Origin of the sequence: Streptomyces sp. NPDC059355 (genome assembly GCF_042752335.1) — a bacterium.
Classification (GTDB): domain Bacteria; phylum Actinomycetota; class Actinomycetes; order Streptomycetales; family Streptomycetaceae; genus Streptomyces.
In genome coordinates this window covers 160,405-176,562 of the sequence record NZ_JBHYXN010000011.1, presented here as the reverse complement: position 1 = coordinate 176,562, position 16,158 = coordinate 160,405, and the positions used below count along the sequence as shown (strand labels likewise).

The window sequence follows — 16,158 nt, the reverse complement described above, 5'->3', positions numbered from 1 at the left end:
GGCAGGCTCCGTTCGTGTGTCAACGCTCGTTAACCGTCTTGTCCTGAGGTCGTTCTATCAGGCTGGTTCGAAGCGGACGACGACGGACTTGCTCGCGGGGGTGTTGCTGGTGTCCGCCGTGGAGTCGAGCGGGACCAGCACGTTGGTCTCGGGGTAGTACGCGGCCGCGCAGCCGCGGGCGGTCGGGTAGTGCACGACGCGGAAACCGGGCGCGCGCCGCTCGACCCCGTCCTTCCACTCGCCGACCAGGTCCGTGTACGAGCCGTCCGCGAGGCCGAGCTCCGCCGCGTCCTCGGGGTTGACCATGACCACGCGGCGGCCGCCGGTGATCCCGCGGTAGCGGTCGTCGAGGCCGTAGATGGTGGTGTTGTACTGGTCGTGGCTGCGCAGGGTCTGCAGGAGCAGCCGGCCCTCGGGGATCTTCGGGTACTCGACGGGGGCGGCGGTGAAGTTCGCCTTGCCGGTCTTGGTGGGGAAGCGGCGCTCGTCGCGCGGGGCGTGCGGGAGGCGGAAGCCCTCGGGGCGGGCCGCGCGGGCGTTGAAGTCCTCGAAGCCGGGGATCACTCGGGAGATCCGGTCGCGGATGGCCGCGTAGTCCCGCTCGCATTCCTCCCACGGGGTGGCGGAGGCGGCGCCGAGGACGGCGCGGGCCATGCGGGCGACGATCGCGGGCTCGGAGAGCAGGTGCGGGGAGGCGGGGGCGAGGTTGCCGCGGGAGGCGTGGACCATGCCCATCGAGTCCTCGACGGTGACGAACTGCTTGCCGCTCGCCTGTACGTCCTTGTCGGTGCGGCCGAGGGTGGGCAGGATCAGGGCGCGCCGGCCGGTGACCGCGTGGGAGCGGTTGAGCTTGGTGGAGACGTGGACGGTCAAGGATGCGCGGCGGATCGCGGCCTCGGTGACGTCGGTGTCGGGGGTGGCGCCGACGAAGTTCCCGCCCATGGCGAAGAGGACCTTGGCCTCGCCGTCGCGCAGGGCCTGGATGGAGCGCACGACGTCGTAGCCGTGGCCGCGCGGCGAGGTGATGCCGAATTCCTTGTCGAGTGCGTCGAGGAAAGCGGGCGCGGGGCGCTCGAAGATCCCCATGGTGCGGTCGCCCTGCACGTTGGAGTGGCCGCGGACGGGGCAGACGCCGGCGCCGGGGCGGCCGATGTTGCCGCGCAGCAGGAGCAGGTTGACGACCTCGCGGATGGTGGCGACGGAGTGCTTGTGCTGGGTGAGGCCCATGGCCCAGCAGATGATGGTGCGCTTCGAGGCCAGGATCATGGCCAGCGCCTGCTCGATCTCGGGGCGGGTGAGGCCGGTCGCGGTGAGGGTCTCGTCCCAGTCGGCTTCCCCGGCGGCGGCCGCCAGCTCCTCGTAGCCGTGGGTGTGCTCGCGGATGAAGGCCTCGTCGGTGGCGCCCTCGGTCTCGATGACGAGCTTGTTGAGGAGGCGGAAGAGGGCCTGGTCGCCGCCGATGCGGATCTGCAGGAAGAGGTCGTTGAGGGCGGTGCCCTTGAGCATGCCGACCGGGGTCTGGGGGTTCTTGAACCGCTCCATGCCGGCTTCGGGCAGCGGGTTCACCGATATGATCTTCGCGCCGGAGGTCTTGGCCTTCTCCAGGGCGGAGAGCATGCGCGGGTGGTTGGTGCCCGGGTTCTGCCCGGCGACGATGATCAGGTCGGCCTGGTGGAGGTCTTCGAGGTTGACGCTGCCCTTGCCGATGCCGATGGTCTCGTTCAGCGCGGAGCCCGAGGACTCGTGGCACATGTTCGAGCAGTCGGGCAGGTTGTTGGTGCCGAACTCGCGGGCGAAGAGCTGGAAGAGGAACGCGGCCTCGTTGCTGGTGCGGCCCGAGGTGTAGAAGAGGGCCTCGTCGGGGGAGCCGAGGGCCTTCAGCTCCTCGGCGATGATCTCGAAGGCCCGCTCCCAGGGAACGGCCTCGTACCGGTCGGCCCCCTCGGGCTGGTACATCGGCTCGGTGATGCGGCCCTGCTGACCCAGCCAGTAACCGGAGCGGCCGGCGAGGTCGGCCAGCGGGTGCGCGGCGAAGAACTCCGGGGTGACCCGGCGCAGCGTGGCCTCCTCGGCGACGGCCTTGGCGCCGTTCTCGCAGAACTCGGCCGTGTGCCGCTTGTCGCCCTCGGGCCAGGCGCAGCCCGGGCAGTCGAAGCCGTTCTTCTGGTTGACCTTGAGCAGGGTGCGCGCGGTACGGGCGACGCCCATCTGCCGCTGCGCGATCCGCAAGGTGTGCCCGATGGCGGGCAGGCCGGCCGCGGCTTGCTTGGGGGGCGCGACCTGCGGCGCGTCCTGTGCGGGATCACCTGCGGGCGGCTTGGTGGCCATGTCGCTCCCCTTTGAGCAGTCGAGCATCGCGGCGTGGGCCGCTGTTCGTATTCGAGTAGGCGTCCGATCCTGTCACGCCCTGCGGACATCGCCGACGCCGGAATTGTCAGCGGGGCCGCCTAGGATCGAGGGTGTGGCAGAGAAAGCATCGAAGAAGACCGACCAGCCGACCGCAGCGGACCGCCCCCGCCTGATGCTCATGGACGGGCACTCCCTGGCGTACCGGGCGTTCTTCGCGCTGCCCGCGGAGAACTTCACGACGGCGACCGGGCAGCCGACGAACGCCATCTACGGCTTCGCGTCGATGCTGGCGAACACGCTGCGCGACGAGGCGCCCACGCACTTCGCGGTGGCGTTCGACGTATCGCGCAAGACGTGGCGCTCGACGGAGTTCCCCGAGTACAAGGCGAACCGCTCCAAGACCCCCGACGAGTTCAAGGGGCAGGTCGAGCTGATCGGCGAGCTCCTGGACGCGATGAAGGTGCCGCGGTTCGCGGTCGACGGCTTCGAGGCCGACGACGTGATCGCCACGCTGGCGACGCAGGCGGAGGCCCTCGGCTTCGACGTCCTGATCGTCACGGGGGACCGGGACTCGTTCCAGCTCGTCTCCGAGCACACCACCGTGCTGTACCCGACCAAGGGCGTCTCCGAGCTGACCCGGTTCACCCCGGAGAAGGTCGAGGAGAAGTACGGGCTCACCCCGCAGCAGTACCCGGACTTCGCGGCGCTGCGCGGCGACCCGTCGGACAACCTGCCGGGCATCCCCGGCGTCGGCGAGAAGACCGCCGCCAAGTGGATCACCCAGTTCGGCTCGTTCGCGGAGCTCGTCGAGCGCGCAGAGGAGGTCAAGGGCAAGGCCGGGCAGAACTTCCGGGACCACCTGGAAGCCGTGAAGCTCAACCGGGTCCTGACCGAGATGGTCAAGGACGTCGAGCTGCCCCAGGCCGCGGGCGACCTGGCCCGCCTCCCCTACGACCGCTCCGCGGTCACGGGCGTGCTGGACGTGCTGGAGATCCGCAACGCCTCGCTGCGCGAGCGGCTGCTGGCCGTGGACCCGGGCGCCGCCGAGGAGCCGGCCCCGGCTCCGGCCGCCGGCGTGGAGCTCGACGCGAGCGTGCTGGGCGCCGGCGAGCTGGCGCCGTGGCTGGCGGCCCGCGCGGGCGAGCCCCTGGGCATCTCCACCGTGGACAGCTGGGCGCTGGGCCAGGGCAATGTCAGCGAGATCGCGCTGGCCGCGGCCGGCGGGGCCGCCGCCTGGTTCGAGCCGTCCGCGCTGGACGAGGCCGACGAGCTGGCCTTCGCCGCCTGGGCCGCCGATGCCGCGAAGCCCAAGGTGGTGCACAACGCCAAGGGCCTGATGCGGGTCTTCCCCGAGCACGGCTGGAGCCTGGCCGGCGTCACCATGGACACCGCGCTCGCCGCGTACCTGGTCAAGCCGGGCCGGCGCTCCTTCGCGCTGGACGTGCTGTCCAACGAGTACCTGCACCGTGAGCTCCAGCCCGCCGCGGCCGACGGCCAGCTGGCCTTCGGCGCCGACGAGACCGCCGAGGCGGAGGCCCTGATGGCGCAGGCCCGCGCCGTCCTCGACCTCGGGGACGCCTTCACCGGCAAGCTCGCCGAGGTCGGCGCCGCCGAGCTGCTCCACGACATGGAGCTGCCCACCTCGGAGCTGCTGGCCCGGATGGAGCGGGCGGGCATCGCCGCCGACCGCGACCACCTGGAGGCCATGGAGCAGCAGTTCGCCGGAGCCGTGCAGCAGGCGGTGAAGGAGGCGCACGCGGCGGTCGGCCACGAGTTCAACCTCGGCTCGCCCAAGCAGCTCCAGGAGGTGTTCTTCGGCGAGCTGGACCTGCCGAAGACGAAGAAGACCAAGACCGGCTACACCACGGACGCGGACGCGCTGGCCTGGCTGGCCACGCAGACCGAGCACGAACTGCCGGTGATCATGCTCCGCCACCGGGAGCAGGCCAAGCTGCGCGTCACCGTCGAGGGCCTCGTCAAGACGATCGCCGCCGACGGCCGGGTGCACACCAGCTTCAGCCAGACCGTCGCCGCGACCGGACGCCTGTCCTCCACCGACCCCAACCTGCAGAACGTGCCGGTGCGCACGGACGAGGGCCGGGCGATCCGCCGCGGGTTCGTCGTCGGCGAGGGCTTCGAATCCCTCATGACCGCCGACTACAGCCAGATCGAGCTGCGCGTCATGGCGCACCTCTCCGAGGACGAGGGCCTCATCGAGGCCTTCCTGTCCGGCGAGGACCTGCACACCACCGTCGCCTCCCAGGTGTTCGGCGTGGAGCGCTCCCAGGTCGACGCCGAGATGCGGCGCAAGATCAAGGCGATGTCGTACGGGCTCGCGTACGGGCTCTCCGCCTTCGGTCTCGCCCAGCAGCTGAACATCGAGCCCGCCGAGGCCCGCGGCCTGATGGAGACCTTCTTCGAGCGGTTCGGCGGGGTCCGGGACTACCTGGGCCGCGTGGTCGAGGAGGCCCGCGCCACCGGGTACACGGCGACCGTCTTCGGCCGCCGCCGCTATCTGCCCGACCTCAACAGCGACAACCGCCAGCGCCGCGAGGCCGCCGAGCGGATGGCGCTGAACGCCCCGATCCAGGGCACCGCGGCCGACATCGTCAAGGTCGCGATGCTGCGCGTGGACAAGGCCATCACCGGGGCCGGGCTGAAGTCGCGGATGCTGCTCCAGGTCCACGACGAAATCGTGCTGGAGATCGCCCCGGGCGAGCGCGAGAAGGTCGAGGAGCTGGTGCGCCGCGAGATGGGCGCCGCCGTGGAACTCCGCGCCCCGCTGGACGTGTCGGTGGGCGTCGGCGCCGACTGGGAGTCGGCCGCGCACTGAGGCAGGCTCACCGGACGCCCGTCCCCGCAGGCCGCTGTGCGGTGGGGGCGGGCGTTCGCGTCTCCTCGTCCGTGCGGGCCGGCTCGCGCCGGTGCAGGAGCCGTACGAGGACCCCGTACAGCAGCAGGCCCACGGCGAGGCCGCCGCCCGCTCCGAAACAGACGGTCGGGATGATGTCGAGCGGGGTGCGGATCCGGTCGAAGAACGTGAAGAAGCGCAGCACGCGCATCGTCACCCCGACGGCCACGCACCCCACGACCAGGGCGGCCGCGCCCAGCAGCTCCGCCCGGCCGAGCACCGGCACGGACGCCGGGGCGGGGGAGTCGGGCAGCCGCCGCACGGCCGTCACCGCGAACCAGAGCAGGGCGCAGGCGGCGACCGCGGAAGTCCCGTACTGCACATAGGTATAGAGGGGAAGCCCGTTCGCGAACGGCTCGCCGAGTACGGGAAACGCGTCCGTCCCCCACCGGTGGGGGTGGGTGAAGCTGTCCCACACCACGTGCGTGAGGGAGCCGATGACGGCGCAGACGTAGAACCACGACGCGACCGACACCGGGCCGCGGCCCCGCCAGTCCTCTCCCCGTACGAAGGCGTGCATCCGGCCCCGGCGGCGGCGCGGCAGGAGCGCGATCAGCGGTTCGCGCAGCAGCAGCCAGCAGGCCGCGAGCGCGGCGGTCAGCACCGCGTCCATGGTGAACACCCCGGGCAGCGAGTGCGCGAACTCTCCATACGGCCACAGGCCCGAGACGACGGCGTCCGCGAAATAGAACGTGTCGGGCGCGAACGACCCGAGGACGAGCGCCGACGCGACCAGCGGTCCGCGGGCTCTGCCCGTACGGCGCACGGCGGGCAGGACGGCGGCCGCGTGGCTGAGCGTGAACGGCATGGCATCTCTTCCTTACTTCGGGCCAATGCGCCCCGAATGGTCCGGGACAGTATGCGTGAGCTGCGCGGCAGGTGGGGAAGTGGTGAAATCCGGACTCCGATCGGTGCAGGTTGAAGGGAGTTGACGTAGGGTCGCGCCGACGTCGAGGGGGAGGGGACCCGGCTCATGTCGGCTCGGATCGGAAGCAGGCTGCGCAAGGGTGGGGCCGCGGCCCTGATCTGCGCACTGGTGGCCGCGGCGCTGACGGGGTCCCAGGCCCCCTCGCGGGAGCGGATGTCCGCGGCGGACGCCGAAGAGGCGGCCGTGCTGCCCGCACGGCCGGCGGAGTCCGGCGGGGACTCCGACTACCTCGCGGAACTCCCGCCCCCGGCGGGCGAACAGCCGCAGGAGGCCCCGGCCGCCGCACAGCCGGCCACCGGGGCGCCGGCGACGCACAACGAACCGGTGGCGATGGGCGGCGGGGAAGGCGCGCAGGGAATCCCCGCGACGGTCCTGGCGGCGTACCGGCTGGCCGAGCGGAAGGTGGGGCAGACCGACCCCGGCTGCGGACTGCGCTGGCAACTGCTCGCCGCGATCGGCAAGGTCGAGTCCGGGCAGGCCGGCGGCGGCCGCGTGGACACCAACGGCACCACGCTGCGGCGGATCCTGGGCCCCGTACTCGACGGCAACGGCTTCGCGAGCATCCGCGACACGGACGGCGGGGAGTACGACGGGGACGCCGCGTACGACCGGGCGGTCGGCCCGATGCAGTTCATCCCGTCCACGTGGGCGTCGTGGGGTCAGGACGCGGACGGTCACGGCCGCCGCAATCCCGACAACGTGTACGACGCCGCCCTGGCGGCCGGCCGCTACCTCTGCGCGGGCAGCCGCGATCTGCGCGTACCCGCCGATCTGGACCGGGCGGTGCTCTCGTACAACCAGTCCGCGGAGTACCTCCGCACGGTGAAGTCCTGGTTCACCTACTACCTCCAGGGCGCCCACGCGGTTCCGAACGCGGGCGGGGACCGGCCCGCGACCCCGCCGAAGCCGGCCCCGACGCCGAAGCCGACGCCGCCCCCCACGCCCACGCCGAGTCCGACGCCGTCCCCGAAGCCCACGCCGACGGCGAGCGCGCGGCCGACTCCCGCGCCCACCCCGAGCCCCACGGCCACGCGCAAGGCGTCCCCGTCCGCTTCCCCGTCCCCCACCGGAACCAAGGCCTCGTAGCCGGGCGTTCACCGAGCAGCACGAGACGGCCCGCCGGGGAACCGGCGGGCCGTCCTCGTCCCGGTCCGCCCGGCCGCCGTCCCGAGACGGTTCTCATCTCCGCCCCGCGTTGCTACGGTGCGGCTCCGCCCTGACGTCCCATCAGATTCCGGAGGCCCCGGCATGCGCGCATTCCTCGCCGCCGCCATCGGGCTTGCCGCCGCGCTGGCCCTCGTGTTCGCCATCACGGCACTCGGGGCGCCGGAAGGCAAGACCTCTCCCAAGCCCCTGCTCACCACCGCGCCCAGCGCGCCCGGACAGTAGAGGAGGCCCGGCCTTGAGACGTACCGCCAGCCTCGTCCTGCTCGCCTTCGCCGTGTTCCTCGCCGCCCTCGCACCGCTGCTGCGCTGGTACGCGTACCCCCGGCTGGCCAAGATCCCGCCGGGGCAGTACCAGGAGATGGTCCTGGAGGCGAAGGACGCGACCCTCCTCGACTACACCGCCGGCATGCAGCCCAAGAAGGTGGACAAGGTCACCATCGTCCAGACCCTGAAGGGCAACGTCGAGGCGTCGAAGGAGATCGAGGCGAGCGCCGGCAAGGACGTCGTCGTCTGGGACACCCTGACGTACATCATGGGCCCGGACGGGAAGATGGTCTCCCGGATACCCGAGCGCTACATCTTCGACGCCCACAGCCAGGACCCGGTGCACGCCACCGGCGAGATGGTCGACGGCGACCCGGTCAAACGCGAGGGCATCGAGTTCAAGTGGCCGTTCTTCACCGAGCCGCGCGACTACCTCTACTTCGACGCGCAGACCCGCACCGCCTCGCCCATCCACTACGTCGGACCGCGCACGTACCGCGGGATGGACGTCTACTACTACGAGCAGACCCTCCCGTGGACGAAGGTCTCGCTCCCGAAGAAGATGCCGATCGAGGGCATCGACCCGAAGACCTTCGAGCAGAGCACCGGCACCAGCCTCTGGTACCAGGCCAAGGCGATGTTCTGGGTCGACCCGGTGACCGGGGCGCCCGTCAACGCCGAGCAGGTCATCGAGCAGGAGATGCGCGGCGGCATCGCGGCCGGCGCGCCCGACGGCCGGCTCACCGTCTTCGCCGGGCACGTGAAGATGCGCGAGGACTACGCCGCGTACACCGTCGACCTGGTCAAGTCGAACCGTACGAAGGTCCTCGCGCTGCACACGTACGCCCCGATCGGCCTGGCGGCGGGGGCCCTCGTCCTGCTCGGGGCGGCCTTGTGGCTGGAGGCCCGCGGCCGGCGCCGAGGCGAGGCGCAGGACGGGGAGGCGTTCACCACGCGGCTCACTGCTGCCGTTTGAGCCGGGCGTTGGTGTGCCGGGTGGGCTCGGCGGTCGCCGGGTCCTGCGGCCACGGGTGCTTGGGGTAGCGGCCGCGGAGCTCGGCGCGCACCGCGCGATAGCCGCCCTGCCAGAAGGAGGCCAGGTCGGCGGTGACGGCGGCGGGCCGCCCGGCCGGGGACAGCAGGTGCACGAGTACGGGCACCCCGGCCACCTTCGGGGTCTCGGCCAGCCCGAACAGCTCCTGCAGCTTCACGGCGAGGACCGGCTGCCCGTGCCCCTCGGCGGAGTAGTCCACCCGGATCCGGGAGCCGCTGGGCACCTCGATCCGCTCCGGGGCCAGCTCGTCGAGGCGGGCGGCCTCGCCGGTGGCCCAGGGCAGCAGCCGGTTCAGTGCCTGCCCGGCGTCGATCCGCCCGAGATCGGCGCGGCGGCGGGCCCGTGACAGCTCGGGCTCCAGCCAGTCGTCGGCGCGGTCCAGCAGGGTGTCGTCGTCCTGTACGTCGGGCCAGCCGCCGCCGAGCGTGCGGTGCAGGAAGCCGAGGCGGGCCCGGAGCGTCCGCGCGTCCGGGGACCAGCGCAGCAGGCCGAGCCCCTCGCCGCGCAGGCCGTCGAGGAGGGCGGCCCTGACCAGGCCCGGGTCGGGGCTCCTGAGCGGGCGCACGGCCAGCTCGATGGCCCCGAGCCGTTCCGCGGACCTGGCCACCACGTCCCCGTCCTCCCAGCGGACCTCTTCCCCGGAGGTCAGCAGGTGGTCGGCGGCGGCCCGGGCGGTGTCCTCGTCGACGACGGCGGCCAGCCGGACCCGGGCGGAGACGGAATGCGGCCCCCGGTCGGCGACGGCCACGGCCAGCCAGGGCGCGCTGCGCAGCGATGAGCCGTCACCGAGCTCGGCCGCCGTCCCCGAGGCCATCAGGAACGCCCCCTCGCCCTTGGCCCTGGCGACGCGCTCGGGGAACGCCAGGGCCGCGACGAGCCCGGCGGCGGCATCGTCGGAAAGCCCCGAGGGGCTCCCGGCGGGGCTTCCCGCGGCCCGCTCCAGGCGGCGGGCCTCCGTGCGCCAGCGGGCAGCGTAGGCGTCGCCGCCCGCGCGGGCCCGGCGCCAGGCGGCGGCCAGGTCGTCCCCGTACTCCCGCGGCGGCTCCTCGCTCAGCAGGGCGACGATCTCGGCGGCCCGGCGCGGTCCCAGCGAGGCGGAGCCGTCCAGCAGGGCGCGGGCGAGGCGCGGGTGCAGCCCGAGCCGGGCCATCCGCTGCCCGCGTGCGGTGACCCCGCCGGCCGGGGACACCGCGCCCACCGCGACCAGGACCTCCCGCGCCGCGGCCATCGCCCCGGCCGGCGGCGGGTCCGGCAGGGCCAGCCCGGCCGCGTCCGGATCGCCCCAGCAGGCCGCCTGCAGCGCGAACTGCGCCAGGTCCGCGATCCGGATCTCGGGGGAGGGGAACGCCGACAGGCGGCCGTCCTCCGCCTCCGACCAGCAGCGGTACACCGCCCCCGGCGCCTCGCGCCCGGCCCGGCCCGCCCGCTGGCGCCCGGCCGCGCGGGACGCCCGTACGGTCGCCAGGGCGCCCAGCCCCCGGGCGTGGTCCACCCGGGGTTCGCGGGCCAGACCGGAGTCCACGACCACCCGTACCCCGGGCACGGTCAGGCTGGACTCCGCCACCGCGGTGGACAGGATCACCCGGCGGTGCGGCGCGACGGAGAGCGCCGAGTCCTGCACCGCCGCCGGGGCACGTCCGTGGAGCTGGAGCACCTCCGCCTCCACCCCGGCCAGCTGCCCGGCCACCCGGGCGATCTCCCCGACGCCGGGCAGGAAGCACAGGACGTCACCGGAACGTTCCGCCAGCGCCCGCCGCACCACCGAGGCCACGTGCGCGAGCTGCGCCGGGTCCACCCGCATCCCGTGCGGCGGCCGCACCGGCCGGGCCGGCGGGACCCAGACCGTCTCCACCGGGTACGACACCCCCGCGGCCTCCACCACCGGCGCGCCTCCGGGACGCCCGCGGCCGAGGACGCGGGCCCAGCCCGCGGCGTCGGTCGTCGCCGAAGCCGCCACCAGCCGCAGCTCCGGGCGCAGGGTTTCCCGTACGTCCAGCAGGAACGCGGCGACCGTGTCGGCGTCGAGGTGCCGCTCATGGCACTCGTCCAGGATCACCACGTCCACGCCGGCGAGCTCCTGGTCCCGCTGGAGGCGCTGGAGCAGCACACCGGTGGTGACCACTTCCACCGCCGCCGCCGGTCCCACCACCCGCTCGCCGCGCACCGTGAAGCCCACCGAGCCGCCCACCTGCTCGCCCAGCAGCCAGGCCATCCGCCGCGCCGCCGCCCGGGCGGCGATCCGCCGCGGCTCGGCGACGACCACCCGGCGCCGGGGCCCGCCGCCCACCAGCCCCGCCAGCACCAGCGGTACCAGCGTGGTCTTGCCGGTGCCGGGCGGGGCGCAGAGCACCGCGGTGCCGTGACCGTCCAGCGCGGAGGTCAGGGCGGGCAGGGCCTCCCGTACGGGGAGGGCGTCGAGGTCGGCCTGGCGGAGCTGTCGGGTCAACCGGGTCTCAGCCCCTCTCGCAGACGAAGATCGCGGTGCCGGGGATCAGGTTGCCGCGCAGCGGGGACCAGCCGCCCCACTCCTGGGTGTTCCACGCGGGCCACTCCGGCTCCACCAGGTCGACCAGGCGGAACCCGCCCGCCACCACGTCCCGGACCCGGTCGCCGAGGGTGCGGTGGTGCTCCACGTAGACGGCGCGGCCCTGCTCGTCCTGCTCCACGTACGGGGTCCGGTCGAAGTAGGAGGCGGCGATCGACAGCCCCTCGGGGCCGGGCTCGTCGGGGAAGGCCCAGCGGATGGGGTGGGTGACCGAGAAGACCCAGCGGCCGCCGGGGCGCAGGACGCGGTGGACCTCACGCATGACGTTCACGGGGTCGGCGACGAAGGGGACGGCCCCGTACGCGGAGCAGGCGAGGTCGAAGGAGCCGTCGCGGAAGGGCAGCCTTCCGGCGTCGGCCTCCACCAGGGGGACGTCCTCGCCGATGCGCAGGGCGTGCTGGAGCTGGCGGTGGGAGAGGTCGAGGGCGACGGGGCGGGCGCCCCGGGCGGCCAGCCAGCGCGAGCACTGGGCGGCGCCGGCGCCGATCTCCAGGACGTCCTTGTCCTTGAGGGAGTCCGCGGGGCCGAGCAGTGCGGCGTCCGCCTCGTCGAGGCCCTCCGGCCCCCAGACGAAGCGGTCGTCGCCGAGGAAGGCGCCGTGCTCGCTCTGGTACTCGTCGGCGTTGCGGTCCCACCAGCCGCGGCTGGCCCGGCTGCTCTCCGCTTCGTTGGCGTCACGCCGGGTGGCCTCGGCGTCGTCGCCGGCGTCCTCGACGCCGCCGTGACCGATGCCGTCGGCTTCGTACGCTTCTTCGGAGGCGTAGTCCTCTTGGTTCATGGGGCCCGTCGTCGTAGTCTGCGGAAAGAGTCGGAAAGAGTCGTGACACGGCAGAGAAGGGCCATCGGCGCCTGCCCGCCCACGAATTGTGCCGGTTATGCGGTGATCCGCCCGGGGTGTGCGCCTTCGCGCATTGACCCTGTCCGGCTGTCCCCGTATGCTACAAGTTGCGCTGCGAGCCTGTGCTCCTCAGACCTAGCAGGCTGCGCTTGTATCTGTTGATGTCCCCTCGGTTTTCGAGGCCCTGACCGCTTCACGGCGGAGTAGGGGCTTCCTTGGCTGTCCGGCTTCATCGGCAGATGCCGATAAGGGCTCCCGGCGTAGCAGTACCTACGACTTTCTGTCCGTAACCGGAGCCCTTACCCACATGACGAGCAGCACCGAGACCACCGCCACCACCCCGCAGGTTGCGGTCAACGACATCGGTGACGAGGAAGCATTCCTCGCCGCGATCGACGAGACGATCAAGTACTTCAACGACGGCGACATCGTCGACGGCGTCATCGTGAAGGTCGACCGGGACGAGGTCCTGCTCGACATCGGTTACAAGACCGAAGGCGTGATCCCGAGCCGTGAGCTCTCGATCAAGCACGACGTCGACCCGAACGAGGTCGTCAAGGTCGGCGACGAGATCGAGGCCCTGGTTCTCCAGAAGGAGGACAAGGAAGGCCGTCTGATCCTGTCCAAGAAGCGCGCCCAGTACGAGCGCGCCTGGGGCACGATCGAGAAGATCAAGGAAGAAGACGGCATCGTCACCGGTACCGTCATCGAGGTCGTCAAGGGTGGTCTCATCCTCGACATCGGCCTCCGCGGCTTCCTGCCGGCCTCCCTCGTCGAGATGCGCCGCGTCCGCGACCTCCAGCCCTACGTGGGCAAGGAGCTCGAGGCGAAGATCATCGAGCTGGACAAGAACCGCAACAACGTGGTCCTGTCCCGCCGTGCCTGGCTGGAGCAGACCCAGTCCGAGGTCCGCCAGACGTTCCTCACCACCCTGCAGAAGGGTCAGGTCCGCTCCGGCGTCGTTTCCTCGATCGTCAACTTCGGTGCCTTCGTGGACCTGGGTGGCGTCGACGGTCTCGTCCACGTCTCCGAGCTGTCCTGGAAGCACATCGACCACCCGTCCGAGGTTGTCGAGGTCGGCCAGGAAGTCACCGTCGAGGTCCTCGACGTGGACATGGACCGCGAGCGTGTCTCCCTGTCGCTGAAGGCGACGCAGGAGGACCCGTGGCAGCAGTTCGCCCGTACGCACCAGATCGGTCAGGTCGTCCCGGGTAAGGTCACCAAGCTGGTTCCGTTCGGTGCGTTCGTCCGCGTGGACGAGGGCATCGAGGGTCTGGTCCACATCTCCGAGCTGGCCGAGCGCCACGTGGAGATCCCGGAGCAGGTCGTCCAGGTCAACGACGAGATCTTCGTCAAGGTCATCGACATCGACCTCGAGCGTCGCCGGATCTCGCTGTCCCTGAAGCAGGCCAACGAGTCCTTCGGTGCCGACCCGGCGTCGGTCGAGTTCGACCCGACCCTGTACGGCATGGCCGCGTCCTACGACGACCAGGGCAACTACATCTACCCCGAGGGCTTCGACCCCGAGACCAACGACTGGCTCGAGGGCTTCGACACCCAGCGCGAGACGTGGGAGCGCCAGTACGCCGAGGCGCAGGTCCGCTTCGAGCAGCACCAGGCTCAGGTCATCAAGAGCCGCGAGGCCGACGAGGCCGCTGCTGCCGAGGGCGCTGCCGCCCCGGCCGCCAGTGGCAACGCCGGTGCGGGCATCTCGGGCGGTTCCTACTCCTCGGAGTCGGACGAGACCTCGGGCGCCCTGGCCTCCGACGAGGCCCTGGCCGCGCTCCGCGAGAAGCTGGCCGGCGGCCAGAGCTGATCGCAGCGCATCGCACCCCGGTGTGAGCTGTAGCTGAGCTGAACGACAAGGCCCGTCCCCTTCGGGGGGCGGGCCTTGTCGCGTTCCTGTGAAAGCGGCCAACTGGGGAATGGAGCAGCCGCCTTGGACGTTGTGCGCACAGTAGGCGGCGAGGAGGAGTGGTGGCGGTGCTTGATCCACAGGGTTTGTACGAATGGGATGCCAAGGGCCTGGCAGTGGCTGATCTGGCGCTTGCCCAGGACTCGGCCGGGCTGGTCATGCTCTACCACTTCGAGGGGTACATCGACGCGGGTGAGGCCGGGGAGCAGATCGTCGAGCGGCTGCTCGACACGCTGCCGCACCAGGTCGTGGCCCGGTTCGACGCGGACCGCCTGGTCGACTACCGCGCCCGGCGGCCGCTGCTGACGTTCCAGCGCGACCACTGGACCGAGTTCGAGGAGCCGCGCCTGGAGGTGCGGCTCGTCCAGGACGCCACGGGCGCCCCGTTCCTGCTGCTCTCCGGCCCCGAGCCGGACGTGGAGTGGGAGCGCTTCGCCGTCGCCGTCCGCCAGATCGTCGAGCGCCTCGGCGTCCGGCTCTCGGTCAACTTCCACGGCATCCCCATGGGTGTCCCGCACACCCGGCCCGTCGGGATCACCCCGCACGGCAACCGGACCGACCTCATGCCGGGGCACCGCAGCCCGTTCGACGAGGCGCAGGTGCCGGGCAGCGCGGAGTCCCTGGTGGAGTTCCGCCTCGGCCAGGCCGGGCACGACGTGCTGGGCGTCGCCGCACACGTACCGCACTACGTGGCGCGCTCCCCGTACCCGGACGCGGCGCTGACGGTGCTGGAGGCGATCACGGCGGCGACCGGGCTGGTCCTGCCGGCGGTGGCGCACGCGCTGCGCACCGAGGCGCACCGTGCGCAGACGGAGATCGACCGGCAGATCCGCGAGGGCGACGAGGAGCTGGTCTCCCTGGTCCAGGGGCTGGAGCACCAGTACGACGCGGCGGCCGGCGCCGAGACGCGGGGCAACATGATCGCGGAGCCGCAGGAGATCCCGTCGGCGGACGAGATCGGCCGTGAGTTCGAGCGGTTCCTGGCGGAGCGCGAGGGCGAGGGCTGAGGTCCTCGTCCCGGTCGGCCGGGGCGGGGGGCCGTACGGGGGCCCGGGCGCGGGGTCTAGTCTGCTGGGCATGTTGAAGGTGGGCCTGACAGGCGGAATCGGTGCCGGCAAGAGCGAGGTCTCGCGGCTGCTGGCGGGGTACGGGGCGGTCGTCGTGGACGCCGACCGCATCGCGCGGGAGGTCGTGGAGCCCGGTACGCCGGGGCTCGCGGCCGTCGTGGCGGCCTTCGGGGAGTCCGTGCTGACCGCCGAGGGGACGCTGGACCGGCCGAAGCTGGGATCGATCGTGTTCGCCGACCCGGCGAAACTGCAGACCCTCAACGCCATCGTGCACCCGCTGGTCGGGGCCCGGTCGGCCGAGCTGGAAGCCGCTGCCGGGGCCGACGCGATCGTGGTGCACGACGTACCGCTGCTCGCGGAGAACGGCCTGGCGCCGCTGTACGACCTGGTGGTCGTGGTGGACGCGGCCCCCGAGACGCAGCTGGCCCGGCTGACCGCGCTGCGCGGGATGGCCGAGGAGGAGGCGCGGGCCCGCATGGCCGCGCAGGCCACGCGGGAGCAGCGGCTGGCGGTGGCCACGCTCGTGATCGACAACGGCGGGCCGCTGGAGGCGCTGGAGCCGCAGGTGCGCAAGGTGTGGGCGGAGCTCAAGGCGCGGGAATCCGCGGCAGGCACGGCAGGCGCTGCCGGTGCCTGACGTGCACATGGAATAGCAGGCGGGGCGCGGGGCGTTGAACGCGGTCGCAGAGGGAAGGATCGAACCGTGTCCGACACCACGCCACCGTCCGTACCGGCGCAGCAGCCTTCGCCGTCCGGCTCGTCGCCCGAGACCCACGTCATCGACTACCGTGCCGCCGAGCAGCTGCTGGCCGCGCGCGACCCGCGGGGCGCCGTGAAGCTGCTCGACTCGGTCATCGCCGCGCATCCGGAGAACACGGCGGCCCGGCTGCTGCGGGCCCGCGCGTTCTTCGCCGCCGCACAACTGCGTCCGGCGGCGCTGGAGTTCGAGCTGGTGCTGGAGCGGGAGCCGGACAACGCCTTCGCGCACTTCGCCCTGGCCCGCACCCACGAACGCTCCGGCCGTCCCGAGCAGGCGCGCAAGCACTTCCGCCTGGCGGCCGCCCTGGACCCCCGGCCCGACTACGTGGCCGCGGCCCGCTTCGAGCAGTAGCGGAGCCGG

Annotated in this window: 12 protein-coding genes; 8 read left to right on the top strand and 4 right to left on the bottom strand. The window is 72.5% G+C overall.

The features are described from left to right. Nucleotides 1-57: 57 nt before the first annotated feature. A complete protein-coding gene (locus ACFXGI_RS13915) occupies nucleotides 58-2,328 on the bottom strand; it encodes an FdhF/YdeP family oxidoreductase (RefSeq protein ID WP_384705687.1) in 2,271 nt (756 codons plus the stop codon). Between the two features lie 133 nt (nucleotides 2,329-2,461). On the opposite strand from ACFXGI_RS13915, the gene polA reads away from it, so the two are divergent. Further along, nucleotides 2,462-5,182 carry a DNA polymerase I gene (gene polA, locus ACFXGI_RS13910; protein WP_384705685.1) on the top strand — a complete coding sequence of 907 codons (2,721 nt, stop codon included), beginning with the start codon at nucleotides 2,462-2,464 and terminating at the stop codon, nucleotides 5,180-5,182. Nucleotides 5,183-5,189: 7 nt separating this feature from the next. Here the strand turns inward: polA and ACFXGI_RS13905 are convergent, their stop codons facing one another. Next, complete coding sequence (locus ACFXGI_RS13905; protein WP_384705684.1) at nucleotides 5,190-6,068, bottom strand: DUF4184 family protein; 879 nt, start codon at nucleotides 6,066-6,068, stop codon at nucleotides 5,190-5,192. A gap of 165 nt (nucleotides 6,069-6,233) precedes the next feature. Between ACFXGI_RS13905 and ACFXGI_RS13900 the strand changes: the two genes are divergently transcribed. The 3 genes from ACFXGI_RS13900 to ACFXGI_RS13890 all read left to right on the top strand — a co-directional run bounded on the left by ACFXGI_RS13900 (nucleotide 6,234) and on the right by ACFXGI_RS13890 (nucleotide 8,595). Beyond that, nucleotides 6,234-7,274 carry a lytic transglycosylase domain-containing protein gene (locus ACFXGI_RS13900; protein WP_384705682.1) on the top strand — a complete coding sequence of 347 codons (1,041 nt, stop codon included), beginning with the start codon at nucleotides 6,234-6,236 and terminating at the stop codon, nucleotides 7,272-7,274. A 162-nt stretch (nucleotides 7,275-7,436) separates the two neighbouring features. After that, nucleotides 7,437-7,577: an SPW_0924 family protein gene (locus ACFXGI_RS13895; protein WP_107048105.1), complete on the top strand. Its 141-nt coding sequence runs from the start codon at nucleotides 7,437-7,439 to the stop codon at nucleotides 7,575-7,577. A 13-nt stretch (nucleotides 7,578-7,590) separates the two neighbouring features. Continuing rightward, entirely contained in the window at nucleotides 7,591-8,595 is a 1,005-nt protein-coding gene (locus ACFXGI_RS13890; RefSeq protein WP_384705680.1) for a DUF3068 domain-containing protein, read from the top strand. Here ACFXGI_RS13890 and hrpB read toward each other — a convergent pair. Further along, a complete protein-coding gene (gene hrpB / locus ACFXGI_RS13885) occupies nucleotides 8,579-11,119 on the bottom strand; it encodes an ATP-dependent helicase HrpB (protein WP_384705678.1) in 2,541 nt (846 codons plus the stop codon). The genes ACFXGI_RS13890 and hrpB overlap by 17 nt on opposite strands. 7 nt (nucleotides 11,120-11,126) lie before the next feature. Beyond that, nucleotides 11,127-11,996 (bottom strand): class I SAM-dependent methyltransferase, encoded by an 870-nt coding sequence (locus ACFXGI_RS13880; protein WP_384705676.1) that lies wholly within the window; start codon nucleotides 11,994-11,996, stop codon nucleotides 11,127-11,129. A 367-nt stretch (nucleotides 11,997-12,363) separates the two neighbouring features. On the opposite strand from ACFXGI_RS13880, the gene rpsA reads away from it, so the two are divergent. The 4 genes from rpsA to ACFXGI_RS13860 all read left to right on the top strand — a co-directional run bounded on the left by rpsA (nucleotide 12,364) and on the right by ACFXGI_RS13860 (nucleotide 16,149). Next, nucleotides 12,364-13,872, top strand: coding sequence for a 30S ribosomal protein S1 (rpsA, locus tag ACFXGI_RS13875; RefSeq protein ID WP_266668098.1), 1,509 nt, complete (start codon nucleotides 12,364-12,366; stop codon nucleotides 13,870-13,872). A gap of 167 nt (nucleotides 13,873-14,039) precedes the next feature. Continuing rightward, a complete protein-coding gene (locus ACFXGI_RS13870) occupies nucleotides 14,040-14,978 on the top strand; it encodes a PAC2 family protein (RefSeq protein WP_384705673.1) in 939 nt (312 codons plus the stop codon). Nucleotides 14,979-15,048: 70 nt separating this feature from the next. Beyond that, on the top strand, nucleotides 15,049-15,675 hold the full coding sequence (gene coaE, locus ACFXGI_RS13865) for a dephospho-CoA kinase (protein ID WP_384705671.1): 627 nt from the start codon (nucleotides 15,049-15,051) through the stop codon (nucleotides 15,673-15,675). Nucleotides 15,676-15,741: 66 nt separating this feature from the next. Next, on the top strand, nucleotides 15,742-16,149 hold the full coding sequence (locus ACFXGI_RS13860) for a tetratricopeptide repeat protein (protein ID WP_384705669.1): 408 nt from the start codon (nucleotides 15,742-15,744) through the stop codon (nucleotides 16,147-16,149). The last annotated feature ends 9 nt before the right edge of the window (nucleotides 16,150-16,158 follow it).